Here is a 15,746-nt window from a genome sequence, read left to right as displayed (position 1 = left end):
CATCACCTTTGATTCTGCGCAGTGCCACGACCACCACCGCCGCCACCAGAACCGCCAACCGCTTTACCTGGCACGCCCCAAAAAATTTCCTTCTCCGCCATTTGGCTGACAAATTCAAAAAACTTATCACCTGGTTGACGGGCTTGTTGATCGGCATCGGTATAGCGGCTATTGCGTGGGTTCTTCCAATCCACACCACGGCTATTAAGATCAAGCTGAATAGTTGACGGGTTGCCTAAGCGGATGTTCATCACATCCATCCGGCCGCTAAACAAGGTGTCACGGGCCACGATTTGACAAAAGTTATCAAGGGCGGCCAAGTACAAACTGCCTTGGCGATTCTGGTAATGCTCGGTTAAGGCTATCGACGCGAGCTCTTGGGGAATACCCGATAAGGTTAACCGTAGGCGGTAGGGCTGTACTTGGCCTGACTGCTTAACCATGCCGACTTTACCCAGCACTCCTGTCCCTTTGTAAACAATGCCTTGATACAAGGCATCACCCACAGCGGAGTGAAGGCGCAGCATGCCAGACGCAAAATCCAATTCAGTCATTAAAATTGCACTGATATTCGGACGACGTAACCACTGTTGCATTTCAGGCGTCATAAACTGATTCATAGACTGACGTCCTCGATAAGTGAGAGAGTTAAACTGGATAGAATGAGTCGCTTAGTAGAACGACGACCACCTTGGTCATCGTCTTTAAGCATCATCACGGCTTTCGCCTTACGGGTGATCAGCGCTGTACCATCGACGGGGATATGTCGCATGGGCGATTCAAACAAAAGCTGACATTGACCTAATGCATTTGCAGTGGCATCAGCGGTCATTAAGTGGAGTTGATCACCTAATTGAAAGTAATCTCCAACGCATAGAAACAGCGTTGACGCTTGGCAACCTCGGATAGTTAAGCGATTACCCACCTGACCAGAACCATGCACAACCGGAGCCCCGAGAGCGGCACCTCTTGGCTGAGCATAAGCATGATCCCAAAGTAGAATGCGGCCAGAGGCACCGCGTAATTGAGCCAGTAAACCGTATAGAACGGCACCCTTGGGGCGCGTGAGCGTGTCAAAGCGAAGCTGGGCTTCCCAAGCTGCACCTGGCAGTTCTAATGTTTGGCGTGAGCTGTTAAACGGATTGCTAAACACTTCCGTTTGCGACTTCAAACGCCAAACACATTCAGTGGGGTAGATATCGTCAGGGAAAATTAACATAGGTCAGTCAACAATGGGCTGCTAAATCAGGGTGTAGCCCAAGTGTGACTGGCCGAGGTGATTGATTGGATTGGAAAGGTTTCGGGATAGAGTTCTATCCCCGTGCGCGAAACACCTCGCCACGATTATTGAGATCATCCACTACAGCCTCCTTAGTCATTCGGACTAATTGCGGCAGCACATCTTCGAGTGTTTGAGCATCAGTATCATTTTTAACGACGATGGTATTGCTCTGTTGAACTACCACACTGCGGCCTGCACCGCCACCATTCGCACTGGCTTGCATGGCGTTCATTAATGTTTGCTGCTGGCGACGGGTGTAAATCGTTTCACCACCATCAAGCAGGTAGGTACCTTCGCGGGGGATGGTACCACCACCATGGAACTTACCGATGATGCTGGGTAGCATTGCCATTGCTGCCACCATGGCTGCCATCCCTATCATGGCACCACTGCCCATGGTTGCGATCGACGTTGTTGCCGCAGCGGGGGCCATTGATGCAGTAATCGCAGCGCCTGTGCCTGCGGCTGTCGTCGCAGCTGTAGTGGCATTGGTCGTCATTAGAGTATTATCAAATGCGGCCGCCAACGCTTTTTGCGCCATCCACTCGACTAACATTTGTACTGCGGCCTTACCCACACCTTTTAGCACTTGTGCAGTAGCATCACCAAAATCTTTAGCTTCAAACAATGCATCAGCGGTAGCACTACCTATACCTTGGCTCATGCGTTCAACACTGTTCTGCCACATTTCATCCCAATCAAAACTCACACTTTTATTAATATCCTTCATTGCCTCAGCATGGCGGCGTTGCTCAGCTTCAATCAGCGCATTAATTTGATTACGCTTTAACGCTTCAGACTCAGGGGTATCATTCAGCTCAGTATTGAGCACATCCAAATTATTGGTATGCGTCTGTTGCTCAGCATGTTTGGGATCGAGTTGATTTTGTAACTGACTGTATGGCGTGCTTTCTTCATACTGATTTTTCAGAAGGCCGAGCAAGCGAGTACGCTCAGCAATCGGCGCATTGGTTGATTCAAAATAGGTCTTTAATAGCGCCTCATGTTTAGCGTATTCCTTAGCCGCTTGGGTGACAGGATCAATGGCTCCAAGCAAGGTTTTAAGTTGCTCTTGGCGCTGTTTTTCGGCCTCCTTATTTTTCTTGGTTTGTTCTTCGGCGGCCTTGGCTGCATCGAGATCGGCGGCCACCTTTTTCAGCTTTTCAGCCATCAGCGGATCAAGCCCTTTAAGCGCACCGATTTCCAACTCATAGCGCAGCTTGGCCGCTTCCGTCGTTTGGCCATAAAGCGTTAACTGCTTTTGCAGATTGATCAACATTTCAGCGGCGGTTTTAGTGAGATTGGGATCGACTATAGTAGGGTCGGCTTTAATCTCTGGCATGCCCACAGCAAACAATGCTTGCTGCTTTTTACTTGCAAGATCGAGCTGCTTATTCAGTTCTTCTATACGGGCTTTTAATTGTGCAATTTGGTCATCATCGCGCAGATAACTTCCGTTAAATGCATCATAGGCTGGCTCCCGATTAAGCCGTTCAATCTCTGCGGTGGTTGCAATCAACTCATCCCGCAACACTTTCATTTCGGTACCAAGTACACGAACTTTTGATTGACGTTCAAGATCCGTCAGCTTTTGATAACTGCCGACTAAACTGTCAACTTTACTGCTCAAATCATCAGTAGGCTGTGTGGCATTATCGGCAGTCATGGCCCAATAGGCTAAGGCGGCTGCACCCATCATCACCAATCCAGCAGGGCCACCTGCAAGTGATAACGCAGCGTTTAAGGTTCGAGTAGCAAGAGTGGCGGTGCCTGTTGCAACGGTCAGCGCTTGACGTGCCGCAGTGAGCCGAGCCTCTGCAACTATCGCTTGTCCAGCTGAAATAACGGATGCCCGTAACATAGTTGCGCGTTGCAGCTCTGCCTGTGCTGCAGCAACGCTAGCTGCTCGGGTACGATAACTAGCGACTTCATTGGCAATCAAGCTTGTTGCATGGGTACCCAGTGCGGCTGTTCCTCGTCCAAGCGCAACGGCGAGGCCCACCCCAACGATATCCACTAAGGTGTCAAAGTTTTCGCTTAACACCACAATACCGCTGGCAAGCGTCGCCGTAGCCCCAAGCGCTTCGTTACTGTTGCCTATCCAATCGCTATAGACGTTATCCAGTGCCGTCAGTGCATCACGCACGGCGGTAGGCATGTCTTCTACCGCTTTGAGGTTTTGTTGATGTGATTGCAGCAATGCATTAGTCAGGTCGGTAATCGACAACTTACCAGAAGTGCCCAATAAACGGATCTCAGCGCCCGTTTTACCTGTGGCGGCGGTGAGGTTATTGAGAATACTCGGCATTACCCCAAAGATAGATTGCCAGGCATCGGCCTCCACCTTGCCTTTCTGAATCGACTGGGACAGGGCATCCTGTGCTTGCTGCGCTTTATCCGCACTCGCGGCGTTAATCACCAGCAAAGCGCTGTAGCTGTCCACGATATCAATAGACTGGGTAAGGTTATAACCAAGGTCGCGCAAAATGGGCGACATACGGGTAAAGTTTTCGCGGGTTTCGGTCAGGCTGCGGTAGGTTTGGTTAGCACTGGCAACCATGCGTGACTGTGCATATTCGTAGTCGGCTACACTGGTGGTGGCCATCTTCATGCGTGAGGCCATTTGGCCCCATTCATCAGCGCGATCAATAACGGCCATCGCGGTGAGGCCACCGGCTAACGCGATAGCCGATTGGTACAAACCAGCAAAGTTATGCTGGGCAACGTCCGCCGACTTAGCCGTCGTATCTAGCCCAATGGCAGCCGTTTTGCCCGCTGTGCCTGTGGCTTGTAACTCACCCGTTAACCCGATGAGTTCTTTTTTAGCACCGCCCACCACGGTCACCAGTTGGCGACCATCGGCGGTTAATGTCAGCGCAAGCTTTAGATCATTCATCGTTAAGTTGCTCGTTAAAGATGTGAGTTACCGTGTTAGCAATCAGGCGCAGCCTTAAGTAGTCGTCCTTGCTGTACTTGCGTTCTGCCATTTCGGCATCAGCTTTCACCGCCATAATATCCAACCCCTCGCATATACGACCTTGCCACCGCATCAGTTCCGCCACTTGGCACCACCATTCAATGGCGCTTTGGTGTTCATCCCAAAACAGCACAGCCTCGGCTTCATCCTCTGGTTCAGCCTCAATCCCTAAGGCTTTTAAATCATTATCGAGTTCGTGCTGTTCCCTATCGTTTAACGGATTACGGGCATACAAAGCCCGTAATCCATCCGTTAGTTTTTTCTTGCAGCTTCACCCGAAGCGGCACGTTGATAGCCACGAATAACCGCCAGCGTAAAAGGCTGCCACTGGTATAGTGCCGCGCGGTTCTCTGCCGTGTCCTCCATCGACTCACCGTTGGTATCACTAATGCCATGCCACCCCAGCAACACACGATCAAACGCAATCGCATGGCCTTTCTTGATGAGTTCAATCCATTCATCTTCGGGGATAAGCTCGAGATCAAGGGCAATATCATGCGAGCTCACCACGCCTTTGTCTTCGGCAACTTTTATCGTTTCTGGCCACTCTTTAACGAGGCGTTTTTGCGTAAATACAAACATGGTGACTCCTATTTGGTGGTTAACAGGTCAATGGTTGAAATGGGTTTAAACGGGATTTCATAGGTCAGTGTGCCGTCCTGATCGCCATACTCTGGGCGGCCAAGTGATATCCGTGAGCTGCTCCAAATCACTTGATTAAGCGCAGGGCCGTGGCTGAACTCCATGGCTACTTCGGTGTTGTTGGCAGCAAGGGCAAACGGATCGAAGTCGGCAAGGCTCGCAGCTTCGATAATGATCTTGCCGCTCGGCTTAAAGTCAGTGATCAGCACTTCTTCAAAGCCCACATACTCAGCATAAGTGACACTATTGGCTTGGTCATATTCAAAGGAAATCAGTTTTGCAGGAGCACCCGCCAACGAAAAGGCGCTGTATTTAACCCCTACAGGCACAGGCTTTTGCCACGCGGAAAAATTAGTGACAGGCAAAGCCGCCGCTGTTACTGGCACAAATAGCCCTGTAAAGGTAAACATTAAACTCGGCAGTTCTTTGGCTTTACCCGAGAGTTTAAAGGTGCCGCGCGCACCCAATAGCGCATGCAATACACCGTGGTAGTTCATGTACATCGTCAGTGAGGCGGTGCTTTCCTCGTTGATGGCCATCACCACACTGGACGCACCTGGCGTAATATCCCGTGAACAGGCTTTCACTAACGGTGCCCAAGCGGGTGCAGTAATAGCAGTACCGCTACCCGCTAAATCAACACTAAATTCAACCGTGGCATAGATTTCGGTTGCAAGCTCAGGGCTATTGCCGAGTTTGCCATCATCATATTTAAGTTCAGTATTGTCGCCCGCCATGGGGACAACTTTTACATCTCGCCCAAGCACTGCCACGGGGGCGCCTGCGGCAATCGCATCCACGCCGTAGGTGGCTTCGAGGGCAAACAGTAATGCTTTTTTACGTGTTTTACGTGCCATAGTGTTAAACGCCTAAGGCGTCCTCCGTGTATTCAGTCGTAAATTTATCGAGCCACGCAACTGTGCCAGGGCGCGACGGTTGTAACTGGCCACCGCTTAAGTACAGCGGCGTATAATCTTTGTGGGGTTCCCAGCCATAGAGCAGCTCGCGGATCTGTTGTCGCTGTGCAATCACATCTGGCTGGGCATTATTACGGGCAGGTACCACAAGCAGCACGCCAATCGTCGTGGCGATGGTATGGCGATAAAGCCCCATTCCTTCAACCAGTGGACCAACACGCTCTTGTAAATCCAGCACAAACAGCTTTTGCCGTGGCACATTTTTATCCTGCAAATCTCCGAGCGCCACTAAGCCTTCAACGTCAAGGAATACAGGCTTAAGGCGAGCGATAACGAGATCAGGAATAGAGATCATACAAACCCCTTACTGGCCTTACGTGACCAAACAGAGCCTGCCGATTGCACCTCGGAGGTATTGCTACCCTCGGGGGTGTCAGTAAGCGGTAAACCCAAGGTCACTGAGCCATTGCTGATTTTATCCAGCAGTTTCAGTGCATCATCGTGGCGCTTGGTGACTTGCTCCGTTGCTCGCTCGTCGTATAGGTAGTAACGGGCTAAGTCGCAACTGATCCGATTGAGCACATCTGGCGCAGTTGCAAGGGGCAAAGGATAACGTGCTGCTAAGTAGCCATCTATCGTGGCCGAAGCATCATTAAGCGCGGCATCGATCACCGCGCTATCCATCACACCAGCACCACCACGGTCACTCAAATCAATAAGCTCAGCTTCGCTAAAGCGGTTTTGCATATCGAGTATCGTGGCGTAGTTCATGCTTATGCACCTTGCTCTGTGTTAAGCGCTTTGGCCTCATCGCCAGTGTCACCAATCTTGGCATCGGCAGGCACTTGCACCGGAACTGCGGCAATGGCGGCAACCAACTCAGGTTTTTTCATTCCCTTAAAGCCTGCAATTTCCAGTGACTCAGCAAGCTCCTTAAGGTCTGCAACCGTCATTTCGGCCAAGTTTTTTTGCACACCATCGTGGGTAACAACGCCTGCAATAGTGCTAGTGATGTCAGGTTGTTTTACGCCATCTGTACTATCTGCAGTGCCCACACTCCCTTGCGTTTGTGCCACATTAGCCGTTTGAGCCGTGCCTGCACTTGTATCATCTTGGGTTTCGTTAGTTTCAACTGAAACCACCAAGCGTGGATCCCCTTCAATCGCTTGTAACTGGGAATCGGTAAGCTCACTTTCACTAAATAAATTTTGTCCTTTAGTAAACGCGATACCTGCACGGCGATACCCATCATGGGCGCGACAATTAATAACAATTGTTTTCTGAGACATAACATGGATTCTCCTACAAGGTAGGGCGACAAGGTGTTAAGCCTTGAGCCCTAAGCCTGTGTAAAGTGGATTACAGATAGTCAGCAACCAGTACTTCTAGTTGACCAGACAAGGTATTGGTTTCGCCGCCACCAATGTTTTGCTTCATGGCTTCAAGCGCTGCTTGTTGCTGTGTACCGCGCACGACAAGCATATTGGGCTTGATACCCAATGGCTTACCGCCATCGGCTTTAAACCCACGCATAGCTTCAATCGCGGCCCACACGTTTTCAGCGGTTAATGGCTTGGTTGAGCAATAGGCCATCTGCCAGAACCCATAACCTCCGTTAGCACGACAATCTACGCCGTAGCGGAACTGCTTAGAGGTAAACACAGCTTCATCATCTTGCTTGGTCATGGCGGTAAACTGCATCGCTTTACGGTCTTGGTAAATCAGCGGCCTTAAAGCGCGAGTGGTATCGAGTAAATACCACTTGGTTTGTGGTGTACCGCCATTATTGTCGTAGTTACTCACGCTAGTGACAGCGCCCGTACCATCGTGCGCGGCGTACACTGGGTGGTCAGTATCAAAAAAGTTCTGCCCGTCGTAGCACAAGCTAGCGGTGCCCGCATCGAGCATGGGGAACAACAGTTCGTCAGGGAATACTTCCGATGAGCGGCCCATTTCGACGAACATTGGCGCATACACACCAATTTCATCATCTTCAATATCATCACGATCGACACCGATTGATGACTCAAAGGGTTTGTTGACGACGGTATAAGAACTGGCGGTCATATCGTTAATCACCCGATCGCCAATCCATTCGCGAAACTTAGGCCACTTACCCAACCAACCGTAAGTATTCGACTTACTGGTCGATTTGATCACAGTCGCAATCTTGCTGTACTGGCTAGCGGCTTGGCTCTTGCCCTGTTCGAATGACTTATTAAAGCCAGTCATCAGGGCGGTGAGAGTTGCTGGTGTAATAATCATGTTTCAATTACCCCTATTTAGTGGCAGTAGCGGCAAAGTCTTTGTGACTAATACCAAGTAGGTCGGCGACCGTTTTGTCTTCCGCTGTTAAGGCGGCTAACCCCTTGTCTTTATCAAGGTCGGTGGTGGTTTGGGTGGTGGTGAGTGCCGCAATCGCAATGCGATCGCTGAACATGGTTTTAAGGGCTGCAATGCCTTTTTCTTTACCCACGGTTTCTAACCACTCACGGTCAGATTTGCCGTAGATCTTGGCTTTTTCTTTTTCCAGCAACTCGGCCACCGCATCGGTACCCGCTTGCTTACTGAGTGCGGCCACTTGCACTTGCAACTCATTAAAGGCCGCTACAGGCACAAACTGAGATGGATCGATGCCCGTGGGTTTAGCTTTGAGCGCAACGACTTCTGTCGCGGCTGCCGTCGCCTTATCGGTTTGCTCTTTGTGCGCAGCAATCGCCTTATCAATCAGCGCTTTTACGGCAGCAGCATCTTCGAGGTTAACCCCCTCGGCGCTGATCCCGAGCGCTGCGAGTAGGCGCAGTAGCTCTTCATTCATGGTGTTGTCTCCATTGGTTGGGGTTCCAGAATAGGAACTTTTAAGTGCGGCGATGGCACGCATACCATCGAGCGCAGGTTGATTGGTCAGGGCCACATGCAGCAGCTCTAACACTTGGCCTGTGGTCTTGCTGTAGGAAAATACCGCGCTGATATAGCGGTACTCTTTGGCTTCGATATGAGCGCTGGCTTTAGGTGTCCAGTCCACCGGATCGGCAAACAAACCTTGCCCTGGCACATAACGCAACGCCGTGCCTTTAAACCAGCCCGCAGCGGGGGCTGGTTGACCATTTTTCTCTGTGTTGAGTGTTTGGTGTTCATAGTCAAAGTGAAAGTCGTTCACTTTGGCTTTGGCGGCGGCTTGGATAGATTGCCAAGCCGCATCATTCATCAGCCATTGCCCACTGGGTACATCGAATGGGCGGCCATCCGTGGCCTTAAACAATCCATCTGGGAGCAACTGCACACTGGTATCGTCAGACTCTAGCGCTAGCGAGCACGCCACTGTGCCCACAGTCTCTGACGCAGAGGCTTGTAGTGCCAGATTGGCTCTGACAGAAAGTGCAGCAATAGCAATGGCGTTTAATCTAGGCATAAAAAATGGGTACTCAGTTAACGTGAGTACCCATTCTGTGGCGAGCGGTAAAACTATCGGATTGGAAAGGTTTCGGGATTAACAACCAAGAAGAGCGGCCTTCGGCCTGCTAGGCCCTAGATTCTAGACTCTAGCAGCGCAGCGCCCTGCGTTAGCGTTTAAAACCCGTTTAAATCCTTGTTAAAGCGTTTAAGTGGTTTTTAGATAAGCCGTTATACCAAGTTGTGCTTTGCTTCGCTTAAATCGCGTTTGAGGGCGTTAATCGGAAATAGGGCTAGGCCATTAAATAATCGCCCACCGTAGCAATGATTTCGATTTCATCATCTTGGCTCCCCCCTAAAAATTCACGCGCAGGGATATCTTTATTGGGGATCATGCTATTGGGCGCGGTAGTGCCACCAAACTGGTGCATAGCGGCATAGACCATATTACTACCGAGTTGCATTTGCTCACTGCTAACCTGATAGACCAAATTGTACAAGTAGCCGCGCTCGATCAAAATCTTGTCTTGGTTCCGGCTTTTTGCCCCTAGGGTAAAGTCGCTCAGTGCAGCGAAGGGGGTTCCGTCAGGGGATTCTCCTGCGGTGATGCGGTCTTGTGTGCTTCCTCTGAGGTATTCTGCAATGGCACTTAAGGCAGGTTGTAAATCCTGACCTCTATCAATCAACTGTTGAAATGCCGTTAATGCGCCCTCAAAACCGTGTTCTGTAATAGTGATCTGTGTGCCAGCCATGTGCTATGATCTTAAGTGTTCAAGTGGTGAAGGTGAGGCTCGGCTCAATACCGTAAACCGCTGGCGGCACAGTCCGAGACTGGGCTCGCTCCTAATCCTTTTTGTCTGCTTTTTCCTTTGCATCGTCTTCTGCAACATAAACTAACATCCCTGACCGCTGATTATTCACATAGGTAATTTGCTTTACGGGGATAAATGTCCATGCCTCCAACACTCCCTTAGCCACTTGAGCTACCACTAATTGCCCCTTGTACTTGCCCGCGTTCACCATTCGAATAATCCGCCAGCGTAACTCAATCTTGCCCGTGCCTTTGTGGCGCTCAAACGATGCCCATACTTCATCAGGTTGGGTTAACACCTCAGGCAATAGCGGTAGCAAAGGGGCGCGGGCGATATCGATATGCTTGGCTAAACTGGCGGCATTCACATACACAGGGTAAGGGCCACTTTGCCACACAGTATCAGCCCCACCGAGTACCTGAGAGGCTAAGGCTTGTAACTCGGCTTGCGTGCTTACCTTATCGGCTAAGGCCACCGTATTAGGGTGCAAGGGCAATAACTCAGGGCGGCCAGCGGTTCGCCAGTTTCCTGCGGTGAGTGGCTCCCACGCATCGCTTTTAATAGCCCGCCATTGCGCCATGGCTTTGTCACTGAGCTGCTGGCCTAAATGGGTTTGCCCTGGTGAATAATCAAAGCCAGGATCAATCCCTTTAGGCACCGTGAGTACTTCACCTGTTTTAGGGTTTACCCATTCATAGCTTTCATCAGCTGGCAACTGGCTAACGCTTAAACCTTGGCGCTTAAGTTGGCCCTCTGTCATCCCGCGTACTGAGCAAGTACAGCCCCAACCGTTTTGCGGAAAATGCGTGGTCCACCACGGGCTACTTGCTGGCAACACCATATCGTGCCAACGCAAATGGTCTTGCCTTGGGGTGGCGCTATGGCCGTGTTTATATTGCCAGTAGGGGAACTGTTGCAGTTGATCCCAACGCCCTGCGTTGTAGCTTTGGCGCATATTGGTATCGTAAATAATCTGCGCTCGCCAGTCGGCATTGCCCGTATGATCCCAACCGTGCTTGGCCACAATGCTTTTAAACTGCTTTTTAAACTCGTTTAAACTCATGCCGTCGCTTATGGCCCTATCAACCGATTGCCGCAAGTCGGTAAGCAGCTCGGCCTTTTGTGCGCCCGCCACCACAAAAGCGCGGCTGTGCATACCGCCCCACAAGTCGTCCCACGCCTGTGTGGGCATATTCAGTTTTTGCCGAAAGAAGTCGATGGCCTGCTGAAATTGTACGCCACCGTATTGGGCTGTGGGCGCTGGTGTTAATGTTGGCGGCGGCACTGATTTTGACGGCATTAGTTACCAAGCTCCACATCATAGCGGCCAGCCAACGCAGCAGTAGACATGGCTTGCTGCATAATCGCCGCCAGCTTTGCCGCTCCTTGGTTGCTGTAGGCATCTATCAGCACTTGCTCGATTTCATCCCAGCTCTGGGCCTTTTCAACTAAAGCCGCAATGCCCGTGATCTCCGCATCCAGCTGTGCCCCTGATGCATTGGCAAGGGACTGGGTAAGTGGCGTCAGCTCCATGGTTTTACTGGGTAGTTGTTTCAGTGACGCTATAGGAGCAGGAATTCCCCCTAGCATTTCATCAATTAAGGATTCAGGAATAGCTGGGAATCCCGCTTTAATTAGCGCTCTGGCACTGTTTTTATCAATCTGTTCATCATTAAGTTGCGTGATAATTTCACTGAGTGACTTAATTTGAGCACCGTTCAGTGCGGTTTGCTGGATTGAGTCAGCACCTGTTGTGGCTTGTCCATTTTGATCCATAGGCAAGTTACCACTCGATCCCAACACAGCTTCACCTTCTTTGGGCATCGGAATACGCAATTTTTCATTCACCCAAGCGCTGGGGATTTTTACCCCAACTTGCACTAACGCAGGAATTGCAGTGCTGAACTCGGTTAAATCTTCGGCTTGCTGAGTATCAAACACTAAGCGGGCACGGCGGCGAGGATGGCCAAAGGTGGTGCCATTCATCATAACCAAGGGCCACACGAGATCACGGGTTAAGGTTGAGGCGATTTGGCGTAAATCCGATAGCAGCAACTCTTCGCGTACTTCGTTATGCACATTACCAAGCGCATTGGTTGAACTCTTACCGTCGGCTTGACTTGTGAGTGTTCCGCCTAAAATTGCTTTAGATTGGCTGCGTTCTGCCCAGTCGAGCATGGCCATATAAGGATCACTGGCACCACGCGCTGCATCCTTAAATTCGATATCCATCCCTTTAGGGATAATCCCACCCGCATTATGACCAATGCTCATAATGGCATGCAGCAGCGTGGCTTTCTCTTCTTTACTGGCTCCGTTCGGATATTTACCGAGGCGCAGCGGCAGGCCATAGATTTCTAAAAACTCGGCAAGATCCCTTACCGAATAGTTTTTAAATAGGAACGGCCACGCCAGCACCCGCACTAGGCCCGCCCGAGCCACATAGCCCGACTTGGCTTTATGGGTATGTTGTATCCAGCCCAGTGGCCATAGTTCCTCCTTGCCGCCGCCATCAAGGCGCAGCAAGACTTTATTGCGGTTATCGTCATCGACGGTAAAACGACGCGCGGGGATCGACTCAAACTTACCTGGATACCAAATACTGCCGTCTTGCTCCCAATGGATTTGACTATTAGCGACACAGCGTAAAATGCCGTCGCCCATATCCAGGATTAAATCTTCAAAGTCTGGGATGCTGTTAATCACATCAGTGACCATATCCGCATCACGCTGCTCTTCCTTACTGGCGTTTGGTGGCGGCACGATTTGCCATGCTTTACCCAGCAGCGCATTCTTGCGTTTTTGTATCTCGGCCATGATATGGGCGTCTTTCTCTTCAATATCATCGGCCAGATCAAACTGGGCTGTAAGATTGTTATATTCAGCATCGAGCATGATCTGTGCTAACCGTGCAGGGGTTAGTCCACTGGTAGGATGCTCCGCCCATTCTTTACGAATAAAGCCCACTTGGGCACGGTCTGTTTGTGGGGTGTTTAAGGCGGGATTGGAACGCCCTAGACGTTGTTTAATTTGCTCTGGCGTGGCCATTACCAGCCTCCTTTAGTTGATACACTATAGTCATCTTCATCAGCACGATTGCCAGATCTGCTATTGCTGTTGGCATCCCAACGACTAGTCGATTTAGGTAAAGCGGTAAACTCGATAGCGCCGCCCTCCATGTATGACGCACGAACGGCCATACACAGACCAACGGCAAAGTCACCGTGGCGCTTGCCTTTGCTATTGCTGGACTCTAAATCAACCTTACGACCTTTATCGATCGAGGGGATACCGTTAACTAACTTGATATGCTGTAAGTCATCGAGCACGCTTTGGTGACGGGGGATCTCAAGGTTAAATGCTTCAAACTCGCCCTTCATTTTTGGCATCCATTCGTGATACCAACTCTGCGACAGATGTACTTGGTCCACCATTTCAGTGCCATATTTAAGCGCGGCTTGCTCAGCTAAATAACCGCCGTTACCCGTGGCATCAAACGCCAATCCCACTAGCCTTGGCATCCGGTCACAGATATAAAACATCACCTGGCGCTGTTGCTCGTAGGTGGTATCGCGAAGCTCCACCACAAAGGGGATGCGCTTTCTTAAATCGGGTTTAATGGCCAAGGGCACAAACACGGTTAAGTCGCCGCGCCGCGCAAAGTCTTCACCAAAGGAATGGTTATGCTCTGGATTTAGCTTGGCCAACTCTGCTTTTAAATGCTGCTCGCACCAATCGCGCACCTCGGCTTCGCGCATTTCTGGCGTCCAGCTCATGAAGTTTTCAGGCGCTTCAAAACGGTAAATAGGGATAGAACGATCGGCGACCATGGCCGCTTCAATCAGTACCCGACTGATGTAAGCACCACCCGATTTTTTAGGCACACAGCCATATTCTTCATCGGCACTTTCTTTATTGGGGGCGTTTTTATAGAGGCCATCGCGCCAAGCTACCTCACCCGCCAGCGACCACGTTTGACCTGTGACATAACAGATACGCTTATACAAGCCATCCCGAATGGCATCATCCAGCGTGATGCGGTGGATGCTGTAGTCTTTGCGGCCTTCACGGGCATCATTAATCAAGCTATTGAATAAGTTATCCACGCCATTGTGGGTGCTGATTAACCTGACCTTGTTGCCCCACATGGTTAATGCTAACGCCGCCTTAAGTAGCTCTTCGAGCGACTCATGGAAACCCGCTTCGTCGATCACCACATCGCCCTGTAAGCCACGCAGGTTAGAGGGGCGAGAACTCAGTGCCTGAATTTTTCGGCCCGTCTTGGGGAAGCGGATCATGTAGGTGAGGATTTCTTCTTTCTTCTGCGAATCCCAGAAGGTTTGCTCATACACATCAGCTTCTGCGAGCTGGTTAAAAGCACGGGCAAAAAGCGCACAAGCGGCGATATATTCAAGCGCCATCTCTTTTTTGCTGCCAACGTAAAAGGTATTGCAGCCACCACGGCGGCGCGGCTTAGCGGCTTTAATCACATTGCGGCCAGCCTCTGCCCAGGTTAATCCTGTGCGCCGGCTTTTTTCGGCAATCATGATCGGCGCTTCATCTTCAAACCAGCGCTGCTGGTAAGGCAAAAACACTGGCTCATTGGCAGGTTGAGCGTCGCCAATATCCTGCGGCACATCCACCCCAGCCAGTGCCATTTCTTCCGCTAAGTCAATTTTTCGCGGCTCACTGATAGCCGTCATGTGTAAGCCACTTTTAGCCATTATGCTTTCCCTAACAGAATTTGGCGGATACGGCCTTCGAGCTGCTCGCTCATACCATCTTCCCCACGCAATTCTTCATTAAGTGCATTAGCCGCTTCGGCCGCGAACGCGGTGCGGATCTCTTTCTCGCGCTTATGGCTGGCCATGGCGGCAGACTCCAAACGCTGCACTGCTAACATGGCATCTTTAATCATGCCAACGTCGGCACCGTCACCCGTTTCTGACTCGTTTAAAAGGGCTTTAAATAGCTGTGAACGGGCCATTTCGAGGATCAGTTTGGTGACTTCACCCGTGGGTTTGTCACCCAGTTCTGCAGTCCACACTTGGGTGATCTCACGCATTTCACGCAAACTTTTCCCCACGGCCTCCATCTTAGTGGCGTAGCGGTTGATACCCGCACGGGAAAGCTGGTTTTCCTCAGGCAAGCCTGCGGCTTTAATCAGCGCATTGATTTCATCGAGCAAATCAATCTGCTGAATCGAGCCATTACGCAACCCCGCATCGAGTTTTTTGCGGATAGGATCGGGCAGCAAATCGACTTTAGAGCGTCGGCCTCGGGTTTCACTCGCCATCGTCTAACCCCTCCCATTCTCGTAGCCACTGCGCACGAACTAAGTGGATCTGCTTCTGTAGTTCGGCCTCTGCCGCAAACACCTTGGGAACAGTCTTTTTAAGGCGCTGATCTAGCTCTTTGATGTGCGGCTTAACGTGCTCGTTTTTAGCAAGCACGTTCTTTTCGAGTTCGCGGATAACAAACAAATCCGCCACTAAGCGGATGCCTGCAAGCTCACCACGATTTAGGATTGCTCTTGCCATGGCTATTCTCCCGCCCGTGGACGCTTAACGCCTGGCACCGTTGCACGGCCTGTGGCTACATCTTGGCCGCGACCAGTCAGCGTGGCCGTAGTCACTTTGCCCACTAACTCGGTTTTAATCAGCCCTTGCTCGTTAAGCCAAGCCAGCTGCACCAGCAAGGCATCGCGGCTAATGTCGAGGCCA

The 15,746-nt window shown here is 50.9% G+C and carries 18 protein-coding genes; all 18 read right to left on the bottom strand.

Annotation, left to right across the window (positions count from 1 at the left end; translation table 11 throughout):
* Positions 1-2: 2 nt before the first annotated feature.
* Entirely contained in the window at positions 3-620 is a 618-nt protein-coding gene (locus tag FW758_RS13190) for a hypothetical protein (protein ID WP_446445620.1), read from the bottom strand.
* Positions 617-1,219: a hypothetical protein gene (locus FW758_RS13185; RefSeq protein WP_263174086.1), complete on the bottom strand. Its 603-nt coding sequence runs from the start codon at positions 1,217-1,219 to the stop codon at positions 617-619. The genes FW758_RS13190 and FW758_RS13185 overlap by 4 nt, the downstream gene beginning before the upstream one ends.
* A gap of 94 nt (positions 1,220-1,313) precedes the next feature.
* Positions 1,314-4,178, bottom strand: coding sequence for a tape measure protein (locus FW758_RS13180; protein WP_446445619.1), 2,865 nt, complete (start codon positions 4,176-4,178; stop codon positions 1,314-1,316).
* Positions 4,171-4,494 (bottom strand): hypothetical protein, encoded by a 324-nt coding sequence (locus FW758_RS13175; RefSeq protein WP_263174091.1) that lies wholly within the window; start codon positions 4,492-4,494, stop codon positions 4,171-4,173. Before FW758_RS13175 ends, FW758_RS13180 begins: the two co-directional genes overlap by 8 nt.
* A 17-nt stretch (positions 4,495-4,511) precedes the next feature.
* On the bottom strand, positions 4,512-4,841 hold the full coding sequence (locus FW758_RS13170; RefSeq protein ID WP_446445618.1) for a hypothetical protein: 330 nt from the start codon (positions 4,839-4,841) through the stop codon (positions 4,512-4,514).
* Between the two features lie 8 nt (positions 4,842-4,849).
* The gene (locus FW758_RS13165; protein WP_446445617.1) at positions 4,850-5,758 is read right to left on the bottom strand and encodes a phage tail tube protein; all 909 of its coding nucleotides are present in this window, start codon (positions 5,756-5,758) and stop codon (positions 4,850-4,852) included.
* A gap of 4 nt (positions 5,759-5,762) precedes the next feature.
* Positions 5,763-6,173 (bottom strand): phage tail terminator protein, encoded by a 411-nt coding sequence (locus tag FW758_RS13160; protein WP_263174094.1) that lies wholly within the window; start codon positions 6,171-6,173, stop codon positions 5,763-5,765.
* Positions 6,170-6,589 (bottom strand): gp436 family protein, encoded by a 420-nt coding sequence (locus tag FW758_RS13155; protein WP_263174097.1) that lies wholly within the window; start codon positions 6,587-6,589, stop codon positions 6,170-6,172. Before FW758_RS13155 ends, FW758_RS13160 begins: the two co-directional genes overlap by 4 nt.
* Before the next feature lie 2 nt (positions 6,590-6,591).
* Positions 6,592-7,107: an HI1506-related protein gene (locus FW758_RS13150; RefSeq protein WP_446445616.1), complete on the bottom strand. Its 516-nt coding sequence runs from the start codon at positions 7,105-7,107 to the stop codon at positions 6,592-6,594.
* 70 nt (positions 7,108-7,177) lie between these two features.
* Entirely contained in the window at positions 7,178-8,083 is a 906-nt protein-coding gene (locus FW758_RS13145) for a Mu-like prophage major head subunit gpT family protein (RefSeq protein WP_446445615.1), read from the bottom strand.
* Positions 8,084-8,096: 13 nt separating this feature from the next.
* Positions 8,097-9,230 carry a phage protease gene (locus tag FW758_RS13140; RefSeq protein ID WP_446445614.1) on the bottom strand — a complete coding sequence of 378 codons (1,134 nt, stop codon included), beginning with the start codon at positions 9,228-9,230 and terminating at the stop codon, positions 8,097-8,099.
* Between the two features lie 274 nt (positions 9,231-9,504).
* The gene (locus tag FW758_RS13135) at positions 9,505-9,963 is read right to left on the bottom strand and encodes a phage virion morphogenesis protein (RefSeq protein ID WP_446445613.1); all 459 of its coding nucleotides are present in this window, start codon (positions 9,961-9,963) and stop codon (positions 9,505-9,507) included.
* A gap of 91 nt (positions 9,964-10,054) precedes the next feature.
* Complete coding sequence (locus FW758_RS13130) at positions 10,055-11,323, bottom strand: PBECR2 nuclease fold domain-containing protein (RefSeq protein WP_446445612.1); 1,269 nt, start codon at positions 11,321-11,323, stop codon at positions 10,055-10,057.
* Positions 11,323-13,071, bottom strand: a complete 1,749-nt coding sequence (locus FW758_RS13125; protein WP_446445611.1) for a DUF935 domain-containing protein — start codon at positions 13,069-13,071, stop codon at positions 11,323-11,325. Before FW758_RS13125 ends, FW758_RS13130 begins: the two co-directional genes overlap by 1 nt.
* Entirely contained in the window at positions 13,071-14,747 is a 1,677-nt protein-coding gene (locus tag FW758_RS13120) for a hypothetical protein (protein ID WP_446445610.1), read from the bottom strand. Before FW758_RS13120 ends, FW758_RS13125 begins: the two co-directional genes overlap by 1 nt.
* Entirely contained in the window at positions 14,747-15,319 is a 573-nt protein-coding gene (locus FW758_RS13115; RefSeq protein WP_446445609.1) for a DUF3486 family protein, read from the bottom strand. The genes FW758_RS13120 and FW758_RS13115 overlap by 1 nt, the downstream gene beginning before the upstream one ends.
* Positions 15,309-15,563 carry a hypothetical protein gene (locus tag FW758_RS13110; protein WP_263174112.1) on the bottom strand — a complete coding sequence of 85 codons (255 nt, stop codon included), beginning with the start codon at positions 15,561-15,563 and terminating at the stop codon, positions 15,309-15,311. The genes FW758_RS13115 and FW758_RS13110 overlap by 11 nt, the downstream gene beginning before the upstream one ends.
* 2 nt (positions 15,564-15,565) lie before the next feature.
* On the bottom strand, positions 15,566-15,746 hold a 181-nt coding region (locus FW758_RS13105; RefSeq protein WP_446445608.1), incomplete at its 5' end, for a VpaChn25_0724 family phage protein.

The sequence above is a fragment of the Shewanella sp. 1180_01 genome, assembly GCF_052850535.1.
Note: the sequence above shows the minus strand (reverse complement) of the source record. Positions and strands in the feature narration are given on the sequence as shown.